Source organism: Microbacterium xerophyticum (genome assembly GCF_053543555.1).
Genome location: NZ_JBLVOB010000007.1, coordinates 260,790 through 275,077 on the forward strand (window position 1 = coordinate 260,790; position 14,288 = coordinate 275,077).

At 68.9% G+C, this 14,288-nt stretch carries 17 protein-coding genes and 1 tRNA gene; 6 read left to right on the forward strand and 12 right to left on the reverse strand.

Annotated elements, in window-relative coordinates:
• The first annotated feature begins 40 nt into the window (after positions 1-40).
• The gene (locus ACNPNP_RS12795; RefSeq protein WP_448966419.1) at positions 41-757 is read left to right on the forward strand and encodes an HAD family hydrolase; all 717 of its coding nucleotides are present in this window, start codon (positions 41-43) and stop codon (positions 755-757) included.
• 39 nt (positions 758-796) lie between these two features.
• Positions 797-2,011 carry a Fic family protein gene (locus ACNPNP_RS12800; protein WP_448966420.1) on the forward strand — a complete coding sequence of 405 codons (1,215 nt, stop codon included), beginning with the start codon at positions 797-799 and terminating at the stop codon, positions 2,009-2,011.
• Positions 2,012-2,082: 71 nt separating this feature from the next.
• Here ACNPNP_RS12800 and ACNPNP_RS12805 read toward each other — a convergent pair.
• Positions 2,083-2,158: transfer RNA gene (locus ACNPNP_RS12805), tRNA-Arg, on the reverse strand.
• 75 nt (positions 2,159-2,233) lie between these two features.
• Positions 2,234-2,800: an asparagine synthase gene (locus ACNPNP_RS12810; protein ID WP_448966421.1), complete on the reverse strand. Its 567-nt coding sequence runs from the start codon at positions 2,798-2,800 to the stop codon at positions 2,234-2,236.
• Positions 2,801-2,929: 129 nt separating this feature from the next.
• Here ACNPNP_RS12810 and ACNPNP_RS12815 point away from each other — a divergent pair, with 129 nt between their 5' ends.
• Entirely contained in the window at positions 2,930-3,766 is an 837-nt protein-coding gene (locus ACNPNP_RS12815; protein WP_448966422.1) for an SDR family NAD(P)-dependent oxidoreductase, read from the forward strand.
• Positions 3,767-3,776: 10 nt separating this feature from the next.
• Here ACNPNP_RS12815 and ACNPNP_RS12820 read toward each other — a convergent pair whose 3' ends face one another.
• From ACNPNP_RS12820 to ACNPNP_RS12850, 7 genes are all read right to left on the reverse strand, one after another.
• On the reverse strand, positions 3,777-4,388 hold the full coding sequence (locus tag ACNPNP_RS12820; protein WP_448966423.1) for a GntR family transcriptional regulator: 612 nt from the start codon (positions 4,386-4,388) through the stop codon (positions 3,777-3,779).
• 109 nt (positions 4,389-4,497) lie between these two features.
• Complete coding sequence (locus tag ACNPNP_RS12825; RefSeq protein ID WP_448966424.1) at positions 4,498-5,139, reverse strand: NADPH-dependent F420 reductase; 642 nt, start codon at positions 5,137-5,139, stop codon at positions 4,498-4,500.
• Positions 5,140-5,202: 63 nt separating this feature from the next.
• Complete coding sequence (locus ACNPNP_RS12830) at positions 5,203-6,072, reverse strand: sulfurtransferase (RefSeq protein WP_448966425.1); 870 nt, start codon at positions 6,070-6,072, stop codon at positions 5,203-5,205.
• A gap of 100 nt (positions 6,073-6,172) precedes the next feature.
• A complete protein-coding gene (gene sufU, locus ACNPNP_RS12835) occupies positions 6,173-6,616 on the reverse strand; it encodes a Fe-S cluster assembly sulfur transfer protein SufU (RefSeq protein WP_448966426.1) in 444 nt (147 codons plus the stop codon).
• On the reverse strand, positions 6,613-7,911 hold the full coding sequence (locus ACNPNP_RS12840; protein ID WP_448966427.1) for an aminotransferase class V-fold PLP-dependent enzyme: 1,299 nt from the start codon (positions 7,909-7,911) through the stop codon (positions 6,613-6,615). The genes sufU and ACNPNP_RS12840 overlap by 4 nt, the downstream gene beginning before the upstream one ends.
• Positions 7,912-7,954: 43 nt before the next feature.
• Positions 7,955-8,131 carry a hypothetical protein gene (locus ACNPNP_RS12845; RefSeq protein WP_448966428.1) on the reverse strand — a complete coding sequence of 59 codons (177 nt, stop codon included), beginning with the start codon at positions 8,129-8,131 and terminating at the stop codon, positions 7,955-7,957.
• Positions 8,132-8,180: 49 nt separating this feature from the next.
• On the reverse strand, positions 8,181-8,519 hold the full coding sequence (locus ACNPNP_RS12850; RefSeq protein ID WP_448966429.1) for a DUF6804 family protein: 339 nt from the start codon (positions 8,517-8,519) through the stop codon (positions 8,181-8,183).
• Positions 8,520-8,645: 126 nt separating this feature from the next.
• On the opposite strand from ACNPNP_RS12850, the gene helR reads away from it, so the two are divergent.
• A complete protein-coding gene (helR, locus tag ACNPNP_RS12855) occupies positions 8,646-10,796 on the forward strand; it encodes an RNA polymerase recycling motor ATPase HelR (protein ID WP_448966430.1) in 2,151 nt (716 codons plus the stop codon).
• 4 nt (positions 10,797-10,800) lie between these two features.
• Here helR and ACNPNP_RS12860 read toward each other — a convergent pair whose 3' ends face one another.
• Complete coding sequence (locus ACNPNP_RS12860; protein WP_448966431.1) at positions 10,801-11,112, reverse strand: hypothetical protein; 312 nt, start codon at positions 11,110-11,112, stop codon at positions 10,801-10,803.
• A complete protein-coding gene (locus ACNPNP_RS12865; protein ID WP_448966432.1) occupies positions 11,109-11,987 on the reverse strand; it encodes an SDR family oxidoreductase in 879 nt (292 codons plus the stop codon). Before ACNPNP_RS12865 ends, ACNPNP_RS12860 begins: the two co-directional genes overlap by 4 nt.
• Positions 11,988-12,159: 172 nt before the next feature.
• On the opposite strand from ACNPNP_RS12865, the gene ACNPNP_RS12870 reads away from it, so the two are divergent.
• Positions 12,160-13,164, forward strand: a complete 1,005-nt coding sequence (locus ACNPNP_RS12870) for a 1-phosphofructokinase family hexose kinase (protein ID WP_448966433.1) — start codon at positions 12,160-12,162, stop codon at positions 13,162-13,164.
• Positions 13,164-13,985, forward strand: coding sequence for a 5'/3'-nucleotidase SurE (gene surE / locus ACNPNP_RS12875; protein WP_448966434.1), 822 nt, complete (start codon positions 13,164-13,166; stop codon positions 13,983-13,985). Before ACNPNP_RS12870 ends, surE begins: the two co-directional genes overlap by 1 nt.
• Here surE and ACNPNP_RS12880 read toward each other — a convergent pair.
• On the reverse strand, positions 13,907-14,257 hold the full coding sequence (locus ACNPNP_RS12880) for a DUF7882 family protein (protein WP_305687546.1): 351 nt from the start codon (positions 14,255-14,257) through the stop codon (positions 13,907-13,909). The two genes, surE and ACNPNP_RS12880, sit on opposite strands and share 79 nt — an antisense overlap.
• Positions 14,258-14,288: the final 31 nt, after the last annotated feature.

A 14,288-nucleotide genomic window follows, 5' to 3' on the forward strand; every position in this document is an offset into this window, starting at 1 on the left:
CTCGGGGGGGGGCCACAGCCGTGCCTGCTGAGGAGAACGAATGAGCAATCCCCCCACGCATGCCCGCCGCCTGCCCGCCGCAGTGCTCTGGGACATGGACGGCACGATCGTCGACACCGAACGTCATTGGATCGCGGCGGCGGAACGGATGCTGGCGGACGCAGGCATCGCGGCACCGCAGAACGCCCTCGACCGACTGGTCGGACTCGCCCTGCCCGATGGGGCGCGCGTCATCCGCGAGCTCGGTGGATCAGGGTCCGGTGACGCGCTCCTCGAGCACTGGATCGAGCTGGCGACCGCCCACACGAGGCGGGAGGGGATCACCTGGCGGCCGGGCGCGCGGAATCTGCTCGCCGCCCTCGGCGCGACCGGCGTGCCGCTCGCCCTGGTCACGATGTCGTACCGCGACTACGCCGATGAGATCCTCGCGGCGCTGCCTCCCGGCACGTTCGACATCACCGTCACCGGAGACGAGGTCTCCCGGGGCAAGCCTTCTCCCGACGCGTACCTGCGCGCCGCCGAGCTGCTGGGCGTCGACCCGGCCGACTGCGTCGCGATCGAGGATTCCCCCGTCGGTCTCGCCGCGGCCAGGGCCGCCGGTGCGGCCACGATCGGCGTCCCTCACGACGTGCCGCTCGTCGAAGCCGCCGCCGATGTGCTCTGGCCGACGCTACGAGGACGCGGGCTGCAGGACTTCCGTCTTCCTCTGCGCGCAGACACGAAGATCGGTGGTTTCGCCCAGCAAATCACCGGTTAGCTCTTCCAAGTGGGAATTTGCGCAGGTAAGCTCGCGGTTATGCGCGAAGATCCAATCCCGCAGTGGCCGCGCCACGGCGTCGAAACACTTCCCTGGCAGCAGCAAGTTCGTGGTGGCACCCGCGAAGACCGGATGATGCGGCACGTGGATGGGACCATCCCCCCATTCATCCGCGAGCTCGACTACATGCCGCCGCTGATGGTGATGGTCCACACCGAACGCGCACTGCTTGCTGTAGCCCAGGCCGACACCGACGCTGAGGGCCACTCCGCCGCCCTCAGCCGCTTCATGGTTCGCTCAGAGTCCGCCGCCTCGTCGAAGATCGAACGCATCAACGCTTCCGCCCGCGACTACGCCAAGGCGCTGGCCGGCAACAAGGGCAACAGCTCCGCCACCAGCATGGTCGCAGCCTCCGCCGCACTCCACGAGCTGATCACGAAGGTCGGTGAGAGCGGTCACTTCAAGCTCGACCATCTCAAGAGCGCCCACCGTGCGCTCATGGCCGATGATCCCCAAGAAGCCGACTACGCCGGTCGCCTCCGCGACATGCAGAACTGGATCGGCGGTAGCGATCACTCCCCTCGAGGCGCACTCCACGTTCCCCCGGCGCCCGAACGCGTGCCCGAACTGATGGATGACCTCATCGCCTACCTCAACCGGGACGACGTACCAGTGATAACGCAGGCCACGATCGGTCACGCCCAGTTCGAGTCGATCCACGCCTTCACCGACGGCAATGGTCGCGTCGGCCGAGCTCTCGTATCCGCCGTGCTGCGGCGTCGAGGTGTCACCCGAAACGCGGTGGTCCCCCTCGCCAGCGGCCTGCTCGCGCATCGCGACGACTACTTCGCCGCCCTCGACTCCTACCGACTCGGCGACCCTGCACCGCTCATCGATCTGTTCGCGCTCTCTACGCGTGCGGCCGCCGAATGCTCCCGGGAGACCATCGCCCGCCTCAAGGGGATGCCCGCACTGTGGACTGCAGAGTTGAAGCCACGCGCGAAATCCGCTGCAGCTGCGCTTATCCAGACGTTCTACGACCACCCCGTCATGAGCGCCGACGAGATCGAAGCCGCAGTCGGTTCCCCCACCGCCGCCTACAGGGCGATCGACCAGCTGGTCGGCGCCGGCTTCATCGAGGAGATCACGGGACGCAAGAAGGACCGTGTCTGGGCCGCATCCGAAGTGATGGCCGAGCTCGACGACCTTGACCGCCGCATCCAAGCAGCCATGCACGAAGTAACGCAGGACTGATGTTCGACTGGATCTGAGAGCGAAACAGAAAACCCCCGGTTCCGTAGAACCGAGGGTACTGTCTCAATTAATGGTGCGCCCGAAGGGACTCGAACCCCTAACCTTCTGATCCGTAGTCAGATGCTCTATCCATTGAGCTACGGGCGCATATCTCGGCCCACATCTCTCGAAGTGGGCCTCAGCAAGAATACATGACGAAGCACCCCAAAGCGAAACCGGGCGTCAGGCGCCCTGCTCCTGCTCGCGCTTGCGCCGCGCCCGCTGCTCGGATGACAGCGCCTGCAGGTCGACGAGCCGCAGCGCCTGCATCCGCGCTTCGCGCATGACGGCGTAGTCGGGGTCCTGGTCGGGACGCATGCCCTCGACGTGGAGACGGCGATCCAGGTTGCCGCGCACATCGGCCCACGCGGCTTCACGCGCTCCTTCGACGAGGGCGCCGAGCTGCTCGGGGTCTTCGGCGATCGCCCTCAGCTTCTCGGCCACACCGGCCGACTGCTTCGCCCGGCGACGGAGGTTGCGCACATCGCGGTCGCGGTAGTCGTGCGTGCTCGCCGGATCGGAATGCCGCCCCCGCGCGCGCTTGCGCCACGTCGTCACCCGCTCCGCTGCCTGCTCGGATTCGGCGGCCATCGCCAGCAGCGCTTCGCGCGCATCGGCCAGATATCGCGCGGCGTCGAACACACCGCCCTGGGCGATCGTGCCGACGAGGATGCGATTCTTCACCGTCAGGCGCGCCGCAGCCGTGCCGATGGCGACGCCTTCGGCCACGGCATCCGCAGTTCGTCCCACCACAACCTCCTCCCGAAATCGTACCGTCACCATCTGACGCCGGAGGGGGGCCAGAATGGAAACGACAGGTTCTCCCCACCTGCGATGAAGCGAACGGCACGAACCCGAACCGTGCCAGGAGGAGGATGCATGAGCCGGCTGACCCTTGCCGGGAGCACCACCGTGATCACCGGCGCCGCCAGCGGCATGGGCGCGGAGCTCGCGCGGCTGCTCGCCGCCTCGGGCGTGCACCTCGCCCTGCTCGATCACAACGCGCAGGCGTTGGCCTCCGTCGCGGCCGATCTGCCCGGCACCGTCACCACGCACATCGTCGATCTGCGCGACGATGACGCCGTCGCTCTGACCGCCGCAGAGGTCGTCGCCGCGCACCCGCGGATCAATGCGCTCATCACGTGCGCTGGGTCGTCGATGCTGGGCAGCCTCGAGCAGCTAACGATGGAGGAGATGCGCTGGCTGGTCGACATCAACCTCTGGGGCACGGTGTCGATCACCAAGGCGCTGCTTCCCGCCCTGCGCTCGCAGCCGGCCGCGCACATCACGCACCTCGCCAGCGTCTACGCGCTCGCCGCCCCCGCGGGGCGCATCCCGTACGCGATGAGCAAGTTCGCCGTGCGGGGCTTCTCCGAAGCGCTGCGGCATGAGCTGGAAGGCAGCACGGTGACCGTCGGCGCGATCTATCCGGCCGGCGTGCGCACCGGCATCATCCTGCACGGCCGCTACGCCGCCGCGATCGACCCCGCCGTCGCCGCGCGCGCAGCATCGGCGCAGGCGGCGATGTATCACACGGAACCCGCGGATGCCGCTGCGCGCATCATCCGCGCCACGCAGCGGCGCAGCATCCGCACGATGGTCGGACGTGAGGCGCGACTGGTCGATGTGCTGACGCGCCTGGCGCCGAACCGCTACTGGCGGGTCATGCGGACAGCGCTGCGGCAGGCCACCGACACGACGACGCCCGTCGGCTGACCGGCCGGGCTCACGTCTCGTCGACCCCGAACCGCTCGAGCGCCGCGATCGTTCCGAGCTCGAGGTGCCTGGTCACGAGCTCTCGAACGAGTTCGACGTCGCGGCCACGTATCGCCTCGTACAGCGCACGGTGCTCCACGGCTTCGGCCATGAGATCCTCGTGCCGCCCGAACAACCACCTCAGGCGCGTGACGAACACCGCCGCGAGCTCCATGAACATCTCGTTGCCTGCCAGCACCGCCATGCATTCGTGGAATCGCCCCGCCAGGTCCATGGCTTCATCGACTCGACCGGCGACGGCGGCTCGTTCTTCTCTCTCGAGCACCTCGAGCAGCCGCTGCAGCCCCTCGGCGTCATGGCGCTGGGTCGCGAGGATGAACAGCTGCGTCTCGACGGTCGCCCTCACCTCCGCGAGGTCCTCGACCTCCTTGCGTGTGAAGCGACGCACAGTGGCCCAGCTGCGTGGGCGGCCGGTGACGATGCCCTCGTTCACGAGCGCACGGATGGCCTCACGCACCGGAAGACGCGACACGTTCAGCTCGGCTGCGATGTCGCGCTCCACCAGCCGTGCGCCCGGAGGCCGCCGCCCCAGCACGATATCGTCGCGCAGCATGCGTCTCACGCGCACAGATTCGAGTTCCCCGTTTTCCGCCCCCATTTGCGCATTCTCGCACTCATACGGGCTTTGCACCAGGTTTGGTATCCCGAATGCGCGCGGTCGGCGGCCGCTGTCAGGGCAGCCGATCGGCCTTCTCGAGATTCGCCCGCAGCTCCGACGCCGTCTGACGCACGACGTACGCCGGACGGTCGCGCTCGACCCGCCAGGACTCGCTCAGCGGACTGACGTCGACCGTGTCGAACCCGAGCTCGTCGTACAGCCTCGTCACGAACTCGACCGCCTCGGGGAAGTCGCTCGAGGTCGCGAGGGCGCGGCGGTTCGGTGCGCCTGCGGGCGCGACGTCGACGGTGATGTCGCGGGATCCAATGTGGTTGAACGCCTTGACGACCTTCGAGGTGGGAAGGTGCTCCTGCACCAGTTGGGAGACGGTCGTCTCACCCTTGTCCAGGGCCTCGATGCGTCCGTCGCGCTCGAAATAGTAGTTGTTGGTGTCGAGCACGATCTTGCCCGCCAGGGGCTCGACCGGGATCTTCGACAGCGCGTGCAACGGCACCGTCACCACGACGACGTCGCCGGCCGCACCGGCCTCGGCAGCCGTCGCCGCCTTCGCCTTCGACCCGAGTTCTGCGACCAGATCGGAGAGCGTCTCCGGTCCGCGCGAGTTCGATATCACGACGTCGTATCCGGCGGCGATCGCGGCGCGTGCGACCTGGCTGCCGATGTTTCCTGCACCGATGATTCCAAGAGTTGTCATACCAAGGGGCAACCGGCAGTGGCCCTCGCTATTCCTCCGTGACGGAAGATGACGCGCTGGGCGTCACACCCGTGTCAGTCGCCCCTCGGGGAGGATGCCGACGGCGACGGGCCGCCCGCGGGTGTTCGACCACTGGCTCCATGATCCGGGGTACACGAGGGCGCGGATGCCGGACTGCTCCAGCGCGAGCGCGGTGTGCATCGCCGCCACTCCTGAGCCGCAGTAGACCGCGACCTCGGTGCCGGCCCCCACACCGGCGGTCGCGAAGATGCGGCGCAGTGCATCCGGATGCTGCAGTCGCCCGTCGCCGGTGACCGTCGCCATCGCCGGCAGGTTCACCGCCCCGGGGATGTGCCCGCCGACCGGGTCGGTCGCCGTGTGAGCACCGCTGTACTGCTCGGGTGTGCGCACATCGAGCAGGACGCCGTCGCCGCGGAACGCCTCGACCTCGTCGAGCAGGATCACTCCCCCCGGTTCGCCAGTGAGAGTGATGCGGCCCGGTTCGGGGAGCACGTCTCCGCGCTCCAGGGGCATGCCCTCGCCCGCCCAGGCGCGGATGCCCCCGTCGAGCACCCTCACGTCGACCCCGAAGCGGTGCAGCAGCCACCACACCCGCGCGGCGGGCACGCTGCGGTTGTCGTCGTATGCGACGACGATGTCGCCGTCGCAGAGACCCCACCCTCGCGCCGCGCGCTGCAGGTCATCGATGTCGGGGAGCGGATGCCGACCCTCCGTCGGCTCGCCTCGGCGCGCGAGCTCGTGCTCCAGATCGACGTAGACGGCACCGGGAAGATGCGCCGCCAGGTACTCCGGCCGTCCTTCAGGACGATCGAGCCGCCAGCGCACATCGAGCAGCCGCACGGCGGGGCCGGTGCGGTGCTCTTCGGCGCGCTGCAGGTGGATCAGCTGCGCCACGCTGACCAGGTGGCTCATGTCCCCAGCATCCGCACGAAGACCGCAGCGGTCACGCGTCGACGACACGGTCGTTAACGCAACGACACACGACGTCACATGCGGGGCCGGGGCCCGCTGGTCAGCGCAGTTTGCGGATCGCGTCCTCCGCCGCGACCCATGCGAGCATCGCGCACTTCACGCGGGCGACGTAGCGCGAGACGCTGCCGAGCGCCGCGGCATCGCCGAGCAGCTCCTCATCCGGCTCGATCTTGCCCCGCGAGCGCATGGCCTCGCGGAACGCATCGATGCGCGTGGTGATCTCCGGCACAGTCATGCCCTCGACCAGTTCGGCGAACAGCGACGCCGACGCCTGCGAGATGGCGCAGCCGTGCCCTTCCCACGCGATGGCCTCGATCGTGCCGTCGGCAGCCGCGTGCACCTGCAGCGTGATCTCATCGCCGCAGGTCGGGTTCAGCTGATGCGACTGCGCCTCGACCTCATCGCGCAGACCGAAGCCGTGCGGGGTGCGCGAGTGGTCGAGGATCAGCTCCTGGTACAGGTTCTGCAGATCGCTGGAGGTCACGAGCGCACTCCGAAGAACTCGATCGTCGCCGCTACGCCCTCGAGGAACGCATCCACCTCATCCTCGGTCGAGTACAGATAGGTGCTCGCGCGGGTCGACGAGGTGACCCCGAGGCGACGGTGCAGCGGCTGGGCGCAGTGGTGCCCGACGCGAACAGCGATCCCCTGATCGTCGAGGTACTGCCCCACGTCGTGGGAGTGGATGCCGGGGATGTCGAAGCTCGCCAGTCCCACCCGCGGCAGATCGATGCGCGCCCCGAGTACCCGCACGCCGTCGATCGCGGCGAGGCCGTCGATCAGCCGACGCCCGAGAGCGGCCTCGTGCTCGGCGATCCGCGCCATCCCCACCGCCGAGAGGTAGTCGACCGCTGCGGCGAGCGCGATCGCCTGCGACACCCGCTGGGTGCCGGCCTCGAAACGCTGCGGCGGCGGCAGGTACTCGGCCTCGGTCGTGGTGACGGTGGTGATCATGGATCCACCGGTGAGGAACGGCGGCATCACCTCGAGCAGCTCGCGACGTCCGTAGAGCGCGCCGACGCCCGTCGGGCCGAGCATCTTATGCCCGGAGAACACGGCGAAGTCGACGTCGAGCGCCTTCACGTCCAGCGGCAGGTGCGGCGCGGACTGGCACGCGTCCAGCAGCACGAGCGCACCGACCCCATGGGCGGCGGCGATCAGCTGCTCGACCGGGTTGATGACGCCCAGCACGTTCGAGACGTGCGTGACGGCGACGATCCTGGTGCGAGGACCGATGAGCGCGGCGGCTTCGTCGAGGCGCAGCGCGCCGTCGTCGTCGAGCGGGATGACACGCAGCGTCGCGCCCGTCCTGGCGGCGAGCTCCTGCCACGGGATGAGGTTCGCGTGGTGCTCCATCTCGGTCGTGACGATCTCGTCGCCTTCACCGAGCCGGAACCTCTCGGCAGCCGCTCCCCCGCGTCCCGCAGATGCGTTCGAGAACGCGTATGCGACGAGGTTGATCGCCTCGGTGGCGTTCGAGGTCCAGACGATCTCGTCGTGCTCGGCACCGACGAACCGCGCCACAGTGGCCCTGGCGTCTTCGAAGACCTCGGTGGCCTCGGCGGCGAGCGTGTGCGCACCGCGATGCACTGCGGAGTTGAGGGTGGTGAGGAACTCGCGTTCGGCATCCAGCACGGCCAGGGGGCGCTGCGAGGTCGCACCGGAATCGAGGTAGACGAGCGGATGCCCGTTCACCTGCGTCTGCAGGATCGGAAAGTCCTCACGGAGGCGGAGTATCTCGGCATCCGCCATTGAGGTGACATCGAGGGAAGCGCTCATCCTTCAAGTTTCTCACTCGCGAGCGCCACCGGGGGCATCGGGATCAGGCCGGGGAATCGTCCGGGTTCAGCGACTCCAGCGTGTCCTCCTCGACGGCGTTGTCTGCGTCGAGCTGCTCCTCGGTGGTCTCGTCGCCACCCAGGGGCGCGCCTTCCTCATCGTGCGCGGCCGGGGTGTCGGGGCGTCGTTCCTCAGCGGGGTCGGGTCGGTGATCGTCCATACCGAGCACGGTACGCCTGTGCGCTCGCGTGCGCCACGCCTGGCCTCGATCAGGCGGCCGGCGCCGTGCTCTCGTTCTTGACCAGTGCACCCGCAGTGATGAACGCGAGCGCCGCGACGAAGTGCGCAACGACCCAGATCCACCCGCTGAACCCGAACGGGAAGATCGGATTCCACAGCACGGCGACGGCGATGAAGACGATGCTCCACCACCACTGCCCCGCCTGGAACGCGAACCAGGCCACGATGACGGCGAGGATCGCGACGAGATACAGGATCACGGTCGCCACCACACCGTCCGGGAACAGCGGAGCGAGGAAGAGCGCGATCGCCGCGAGCAGGCCGGGTGCGAGTGCGTTGCGCTGCGTCTGCGGGGCGGAGGAGGTCATGTCATCCATCTTCCCGCACTTCCAGTTTACCGGTGGGACGGGGGCTTGCGGCAAGGGCCCCGTGCGGGCGCATACTTGTCGATCGTGTGCACGTCCTCCTGCGCGCACGAACGATTCGGAGCCGTCATGAATCTTGCCGCGACCAGCGCTTTCCACCTTCCCGACCGTCTCGCCGCGAAAGCCCATCCCGCCCTTGTCGTCTCCGACGAGGAGCACTTCGCCGCGATCGCCCGTACCGTCGACGACAGCATCGCGGACGCCTCCGCCCGCCTCGACCGCGCACTGAGCGCCCCCAGCGGCGTCGGCGGCGAGGCCGTGGAACGCGACCTCGAGATCCACCGGCTGAACGCGCGCCTTGCCATGTTCCGCCGCTACGGGATCGACATGTGCCTGGGCCGCATGGTCACCACCGATGGCACCCGCATCTACATCGGCCGCCTCGGACTCACCGGTACGGACGGCCGCCAGCTGCTGGTCGACTGGCGCGCACCCGCGGCCGAGCCGTTCTTCGGCGCGACGCTGGCTCAGCCGATGGGGCTCCTCAGCCGCCGGCGCTACCGATGGAGCGGCGGTCGCATCAGCGACTACTGGGACGAGGCGTTCACCCCCGAGGCCTTGGAACAGGGTGGCGCGCTCGATGATCAGTCGTCCTTCATCGCGAGCCTCGGCAGTTCCCGGTCGACGCGGATGCGCGACGTGCTGGCGACGATCCAGGCCGATCAGGACGCCATCATCCGTGCCGGATCGCAGGGCGCCCTCGTCGTCGACGGCGGCCCCGGCACCGGCAAGACCGTCGTCGCGCTGCACCGCGCCGCGTATCTCCTCTACTCCGACACGCGCATCTCCCGCGGCAGCGGTGGCGGCGTGCTCGTCGTCGGCCCTCACCAGCCGTACCTCGCCTACGTCGACGACGTGCTGCCCAGTCTCGGCGAGGACCGCGTGCAGACGTGCACGCTGCAGGGCCTGGTTCCGGATGCCGGGCGCAGCCCGCTCGAGACCGACCCTGCCGTCGCGCGGCTGAAGGCCGACGGCCGGCTCGTCGACGCCGTCGAGACCGCAGTGCGCCTGTACGAGCAGCCGCCGCAGCGGACGACGATCGCCGAGACCCCGTGGGCCGATCTGCGCGTGCAGGCGACGGACTGGCAGGAGGCCTTCGACACCGACACGGATGCCCCGCACAACGAGGCGCGCGACGAGGTGTGGGATGCGCTCCTCGACATCGTGCTCGACAGGTTCGCCGAGCAGATCCCGCGCAGCCGGCTGAGACGGGTGCTCGCGCAGGACGAGGCGCTCACGCAGACCTTCAATCGTGCCTGGCCGCTGCTCGATCCGATGGGACTGATCGCGGCGCTGTGGAGCAGCCCCGGCTTCCTCAAGCGCTGCGCCCCCTGGCTCAGCGACGCCGAGGCGAGACTGCTGCAGCGCGAGGACGCACGGGCGTGGACGGCATCCGATCTGCCGCTTCTCGACGCCGCGAGAGGGCGCATCGGCGACCCGCATGCCGGACGCCTGCGCCGCGAACGCGAGCGAGCGAAGGCGGAGGAGAGGGAGTACAGGGCGAGTGTCGCCGACTATCTGATGCAGTCCTCGGATGACGATCTCGGACTCATGTCGATGCTGCGCGGAGAAGACGTGCAGAACAGCCTCGACGATGACGACGCGCTCCCCCGGCGCAACGCCGATCCGCTGGCCGGCCCCTTCGCCCACATCATCGTGGACGAGGCGCAGGAGCTCTCGGATGCCGAATGGCGGATGCTGCTGCGCCGCTGCCCCTCACGCAGTTTCACGGTCGTCGGCGATCGCGCCCAGGCGCGTCACGGCTTCACCGAGACGTGGCAGGAGCGCCTCTCGCGCGCCGGCCTCAAGGACGTCCACATCGCCTCTCTCACGGTCAACTACCGCACGCCGGAGGAGATCATGATCGAGGCCGAGCCGGTCATCCGTGCTGCCCTTCCCGACGCGAACGTCCCGACCTCGGTGCGGGCGAGCGGCGTACCCGTGCGTCACGCTTCTCTGCACGAGCGCGACGCGATCGTCGACTCCTGGCTCCGCGACAACGAGGAGGGCACGGCCTGCGTCATCGGCGATGAGACCTTCGCAGCCACAGAGCGCGTGCGCTCGCTCACGCCCGCGTTGTCGAAGGGTCTCGAGTTCGATCTGGTCGTGCTGGTCGACCCCGAGAGCTTCGGCGGCGGGAGCGGCGGCATCGAGGGCGCCGTCGACCGGTACGTCGCGATGACGCGCTCGACGCGCGAACTCGTGGTGCTCACGCCCTGACCGATCACGCCGGCGGGAAGTGCGGGATCTCGTTCGGCCGCGTCGCGCGGGAGACGGTCACTCCGCCTGCGACGGCGGTGTCGAGCTCGGCGAGCAGTTCCTCGAGATCTCGGTAGCGGGAGCGTGTCGGGCAGGGGCTGCGCAGCCAGAGCACTTCGAGCGTGCCGGTGTCGTTGCGGTCGACGTACGCCACCAGGCGCCCAGGGTCGGTCTGCTTTCTGGAGCCGTCGCTGATCCGCCACGCACCGTGTCCGAGGGGGATGACCTCCCAGGTCGTCGCGTCGGACCTCGGAGGCTCCGGGGCTGTCATGGTCATAGTGGTTTTCCTCCTGTCACCGGCAGTACGGCGCCGGATACGTACGATGCCTCGCCCGACGCGAGGTACACATAGGCCCCGGCGAGCTCGGCCGGCTGTCCGGCACGGCCCAGCGGGGTGTCTGCGCCGAACTTCCGGACCTTGTCGGCATCCCAACCGGTGGCGGGGATGAGGGGCGTCCAGATCGGCCCGGGGGCGACCGCGTTCACACGCACGCCTCGGGGGCCGGCCTCTTCGGCGAGCGCCCGGACGAATGCCACCTGAGCGGCCTTGGTCATCGCGTAATCGATCAGACCGGAGGACGGTTCGAAGGCCTGGATGGATGCGGTGACGATGATGCTGGAACCCGGCTGCAGGTTCGGGAACGCCGCCCGCGCCGAGAACAGCATCCCGGCGAGGTTGGTGTCGAACACCCGGCGCATCGCCTCGGTGTCGAGATGCGCGAAACCCGCGACATCGTGCTGGTAGCCCGCGTTCAGCACGAGGATGTCGAGATCACCGAACGCCCGCCTGGCCTCCAGCACGCATTCCGTGGCGAAGTCCTCGTCGCGGACATCGCCGGCGAGACTGAGCCCGGTGCGGCCGGCCTCTCGGACCAGGCGCAGGGTCTCGTCGGCATCCGACTGCTCTTCCGGCATGTGGACGATGGCGACGTCGGCTCCTTCACGGGCGAACGCGAGGGCGACCGCCCGGCCGATTCCCGAATCACCGCCGGTGATCAGAGCCCGGCGTCCGGACAGTCGCCCGTGGCCCTCGTAGGAATCCTCTCCGTGGTCGGGTGTCGGTCGCATCTCCTCCGTCTGACCGGGCTGGGTCTGCTGCTGCGCGGGGAATCCATCGTCCGGGTGTGCAAAGCGGGGATCCTCGGTGTGCATTCTGATCTCCTCTCGCTGTCGAGTGTCCACACACCTTCCTTCGAACCACCCGACCCGGCCAAGGGGGTTGACACTTCGGCGGCCTAATGAGATCGCGTGCAGATGTCAACGGGGAGGCGGCGCGCACGGATCGGTTGAGAGGATGCGGCAACGACGGATGAAGGGAGCCGACATGAGTGACGTCACGATCCTCGCCCCCTCTCCGACACTGACGGTGACGGTGGAGGATCACCCGCAGGGTTCGGAGATCCATGTGCACGCGGGCGGGCAGGGCGTGTGGCAGGCGCGGATGCTGCGCAGGCTCGACGTCTCGGTCACCATGTGCTGCGTGCTCAGCGGCGAGATCGGCCGCACGCTTCAGCATCTGCTCGAGGATGAGGGGATCACGGTCGTGGCCGTCGAGCGCGAGGGTCGCGGATCGGCGTACCTGCACGATCGACGTCAGGGTCAGCGCATCGTGATCGCCGAAGAGGACGGCGACCCCCTCGACCGTCATACACGCGATGACCTCTACGGGGCTGTGCTGCGCAGCAGCGCCGATTCCCGAGCCGTCCTGCTGAGCGGACCTGCCGGTGCGGAGACGGTGCCAGCAGACATCTACCGCCGCCTGACGATCGATCTGCGCAGCGCGCAGCGCCCGGTCATCGCCGACCTTTCGGGCGAGCGTCTGCAGGCCGTCGTCGACGGAGGCGTGGACGTGCTCAAGGTCAGCCATGAGGAGCTGAAGGCCGACGGGCTCGCCAGCGACGGGTCGGTGCCCGAGATCGCGAGAGCGATGCACGAGCTGCGCAAGCGCGGCGTCGGGGCAGTGATCGTCACCCGGTCGTCGGAACCGCTGCTGCTGCTCGATGAGCACGGCGTGCTGGAGGTGTCGCTGCCGCGCCTGGAGGAGAACGAGACGCGCGGCGCCGGCGACTCCCTCACCGCCGGTGTGGTCGCCGCTCTGACGCGCGGCGAGGTATTGCGCGATGCCGTGACCCTCGGGGCTGCGGCAGGGGCGCTCAACGTCACGCGTCACGGCCTCGGCACCGGTGACGCGGATGCGATCGCGCAGTTGCGCGAGGGCGTCCGGGTGCACGAGCTTCCGCAGTTCGATGCGGATGCGGCGGTTCCTCAGGGAAGGGTCAGTCCCGACGGATTGGCCGCGCTGGCCGAGACGGACGAAGAGGAGGAGTGATGCACCGCGCACTGATCACCAACGACGACGGAATCGATGCGCCCGGATTGGCGGCGCTGGCGGATGCTGCGGTCGACGCCGGCCTCGAGGTGACGATCGCCGCACCCGCGACGCAGTCGAGTGGCTCCAGCGCGTCGATCATGGCCGGCGAGTCGCACGGACGCATAGCCGTGGACCGGCGCACGCTCGATGCGCTGCCTGACGTGCGCGCCTTCGCCGTTCACGGCGGTCCGGGGCTGATCGCCATGATCGCTGCGCGTGGAGCATTCGGCCCTCCCCCGGATCTGGTGCTGTCGGGTGTGAACCACGGCGCCAACGTGGGGCGGGCGATCCTGCATTCCGGTACGGTCGGTGCGGCTCTCACCGGTGCGCTCAACGGTGCATGGGCGATGGCCGTGTCACTCGATGTCGGTATGAACCCGACGTCGTTCCACTGGGAAACCGCCGCGCGCGCCGCGATCAGCCTGCTCCCGGTGCTGAGCGCGCAACCGCGCGGCACGGCCCTGAACGTGAACGCGCCGAACCGGCCCGATCCCCGCGGCGTGCGTCAGTGCACGCTCGCACCGTTCGGAATCGTGCAGACCACGGTCGCGGAGAGCGAGGAGAGCTACGTGCGCCTTGCCGTGGAAGAGCTGCCCAACGTCCCCACCGAGGACAGCGACGCCGCGTGCCTCGCCCAGGGGTGGGTGACGCTCACGAGCGTGGACTCGGTCACCGAACGACCCATCGACGTCGAGCCCGATCAGCTGATCGGCGGCACCGTCGACATCTCGGCGGTCCCGGGGGCATCCCCGTTGTCCGCCGGCTCGGGCACGAGATAGAGGCCGGCCGGCGAATTGGCGGTGAAGGCGAGCGCGTCGACCCACGCGCGATTCACCGACGGCTGACGCCCGCCGTAGTACTTGTAGACGATCGAGCTGCCCGGGTGCACCCACACCGTCGTCCGGCCGCCGCCCACGCTGGCGTCCTCGCGCCAGCTGAACGCGAACGGCTCTCCTCGGCGCAGCTTCGCGCTGATCACGAGCTGCATGTGCAGCAGGGCGCGATCTTCGATCTCGACCTTGACGCCGCCCTCGTAGATGAACTTACCCATGGGTGCCAGCCTCCTTCACGTTCGCTGCTCG

Coding starts and splice junctions, on each gene's coding strand:
- ACNPNP_RS12845 (WP_448966428.1), bottom strand. CDS start 8,131: ATGGACGATCACCGACCCGACCCCGCTGAGGAACGACGCCCCGACACC.
- ACNPNP_RS12830 (WP_448966425.1), bottom strand. CDS start 6,072: ATGAGCCACCTGGTCAGCGTGGCGCAGCTGATCCACCTGCAGCGCGCC.
- ACNPNP_RS12795 (WP_448966419.1), top strand. CDS start 41: ATGAGCAATCCCCCCACGCATGCCCGCCGCCTGCCCGCCGCAGTGCTC.
- helR (WP_448966430.1), top strand. CDS start 8,646: ATGAATCTTGCCGCGACCAGCGCTTTCCACCTTCCCGACCGTCTCGCC.
- ACNPNP_RS12825 (WP_448966424.1), bottom strand. CDS start 5,139: ATGACAACTCTTGGAATCATCGGTGCAGGAAACATCGGCAGCCAGGTC.
- ACNPNP_RS12815 (WP_448966422.1), top strand. CDS start 2,930: ATGAGCCGGCTGACCCTTGCCGGGAGCACCACCGTGATCACCGGCGCC.
- ACNPNP_RS12880 (WP_305687546.1), bottom strand. CDS start 14,257: ATGGGTAAGTTCATCTACGAGGGCGGCGTCAAGGTCGAGATCGAAGAT.
- ACNPNP_RS12800 (WP_448966420.1), top strand. CDS start 797: ATGCGCGAAGATCCAATCCCGCAGTGGCCGCGCCACGGCGTCGAAACA.
- ACNPNP_RS12840 (WP_448966427.1), bottom strand. CDS start 7,911: ATGAGCGCTTCCCTCGATGTCACCTCAATGGCGGATGCCGAGATACTC.
- ACNPNP_RS12865 (WP_448966432.1), bottom strand. CDS start 11,987: ATGCACACCGAGGATCCCCGCTTTGCACACCCGGACGATGGATTCCCC.
- ACNPNP_RS12860 (WP_448966431.1), bottom strand. CDS start 11,112: ATGACCATGACAGCCCCGGAGCCTCCGAGGTCCGACGCGACGACCTGG.
- ACNPNP_RS12850 (WP_448966429.1), bottom strand. CDS start 8,519: ATGACCTCCTCCGCCCCGCAGACGCAGCGCAACGCACTCGCACCCGGC.
- surE (WP_448966434.1), top strand. CDS start 13,164: ATGCACCGCGCACTGATCACCAACGACGACGGAATCGATGCGCCCGGA.
- ACNPNP_RS12870 (WP_448966433.1), top strand. CDS start 12,160: ATGAGTGACGTCACGATCCTCGCCCCCTCTCCGACACTGACGGTGACG.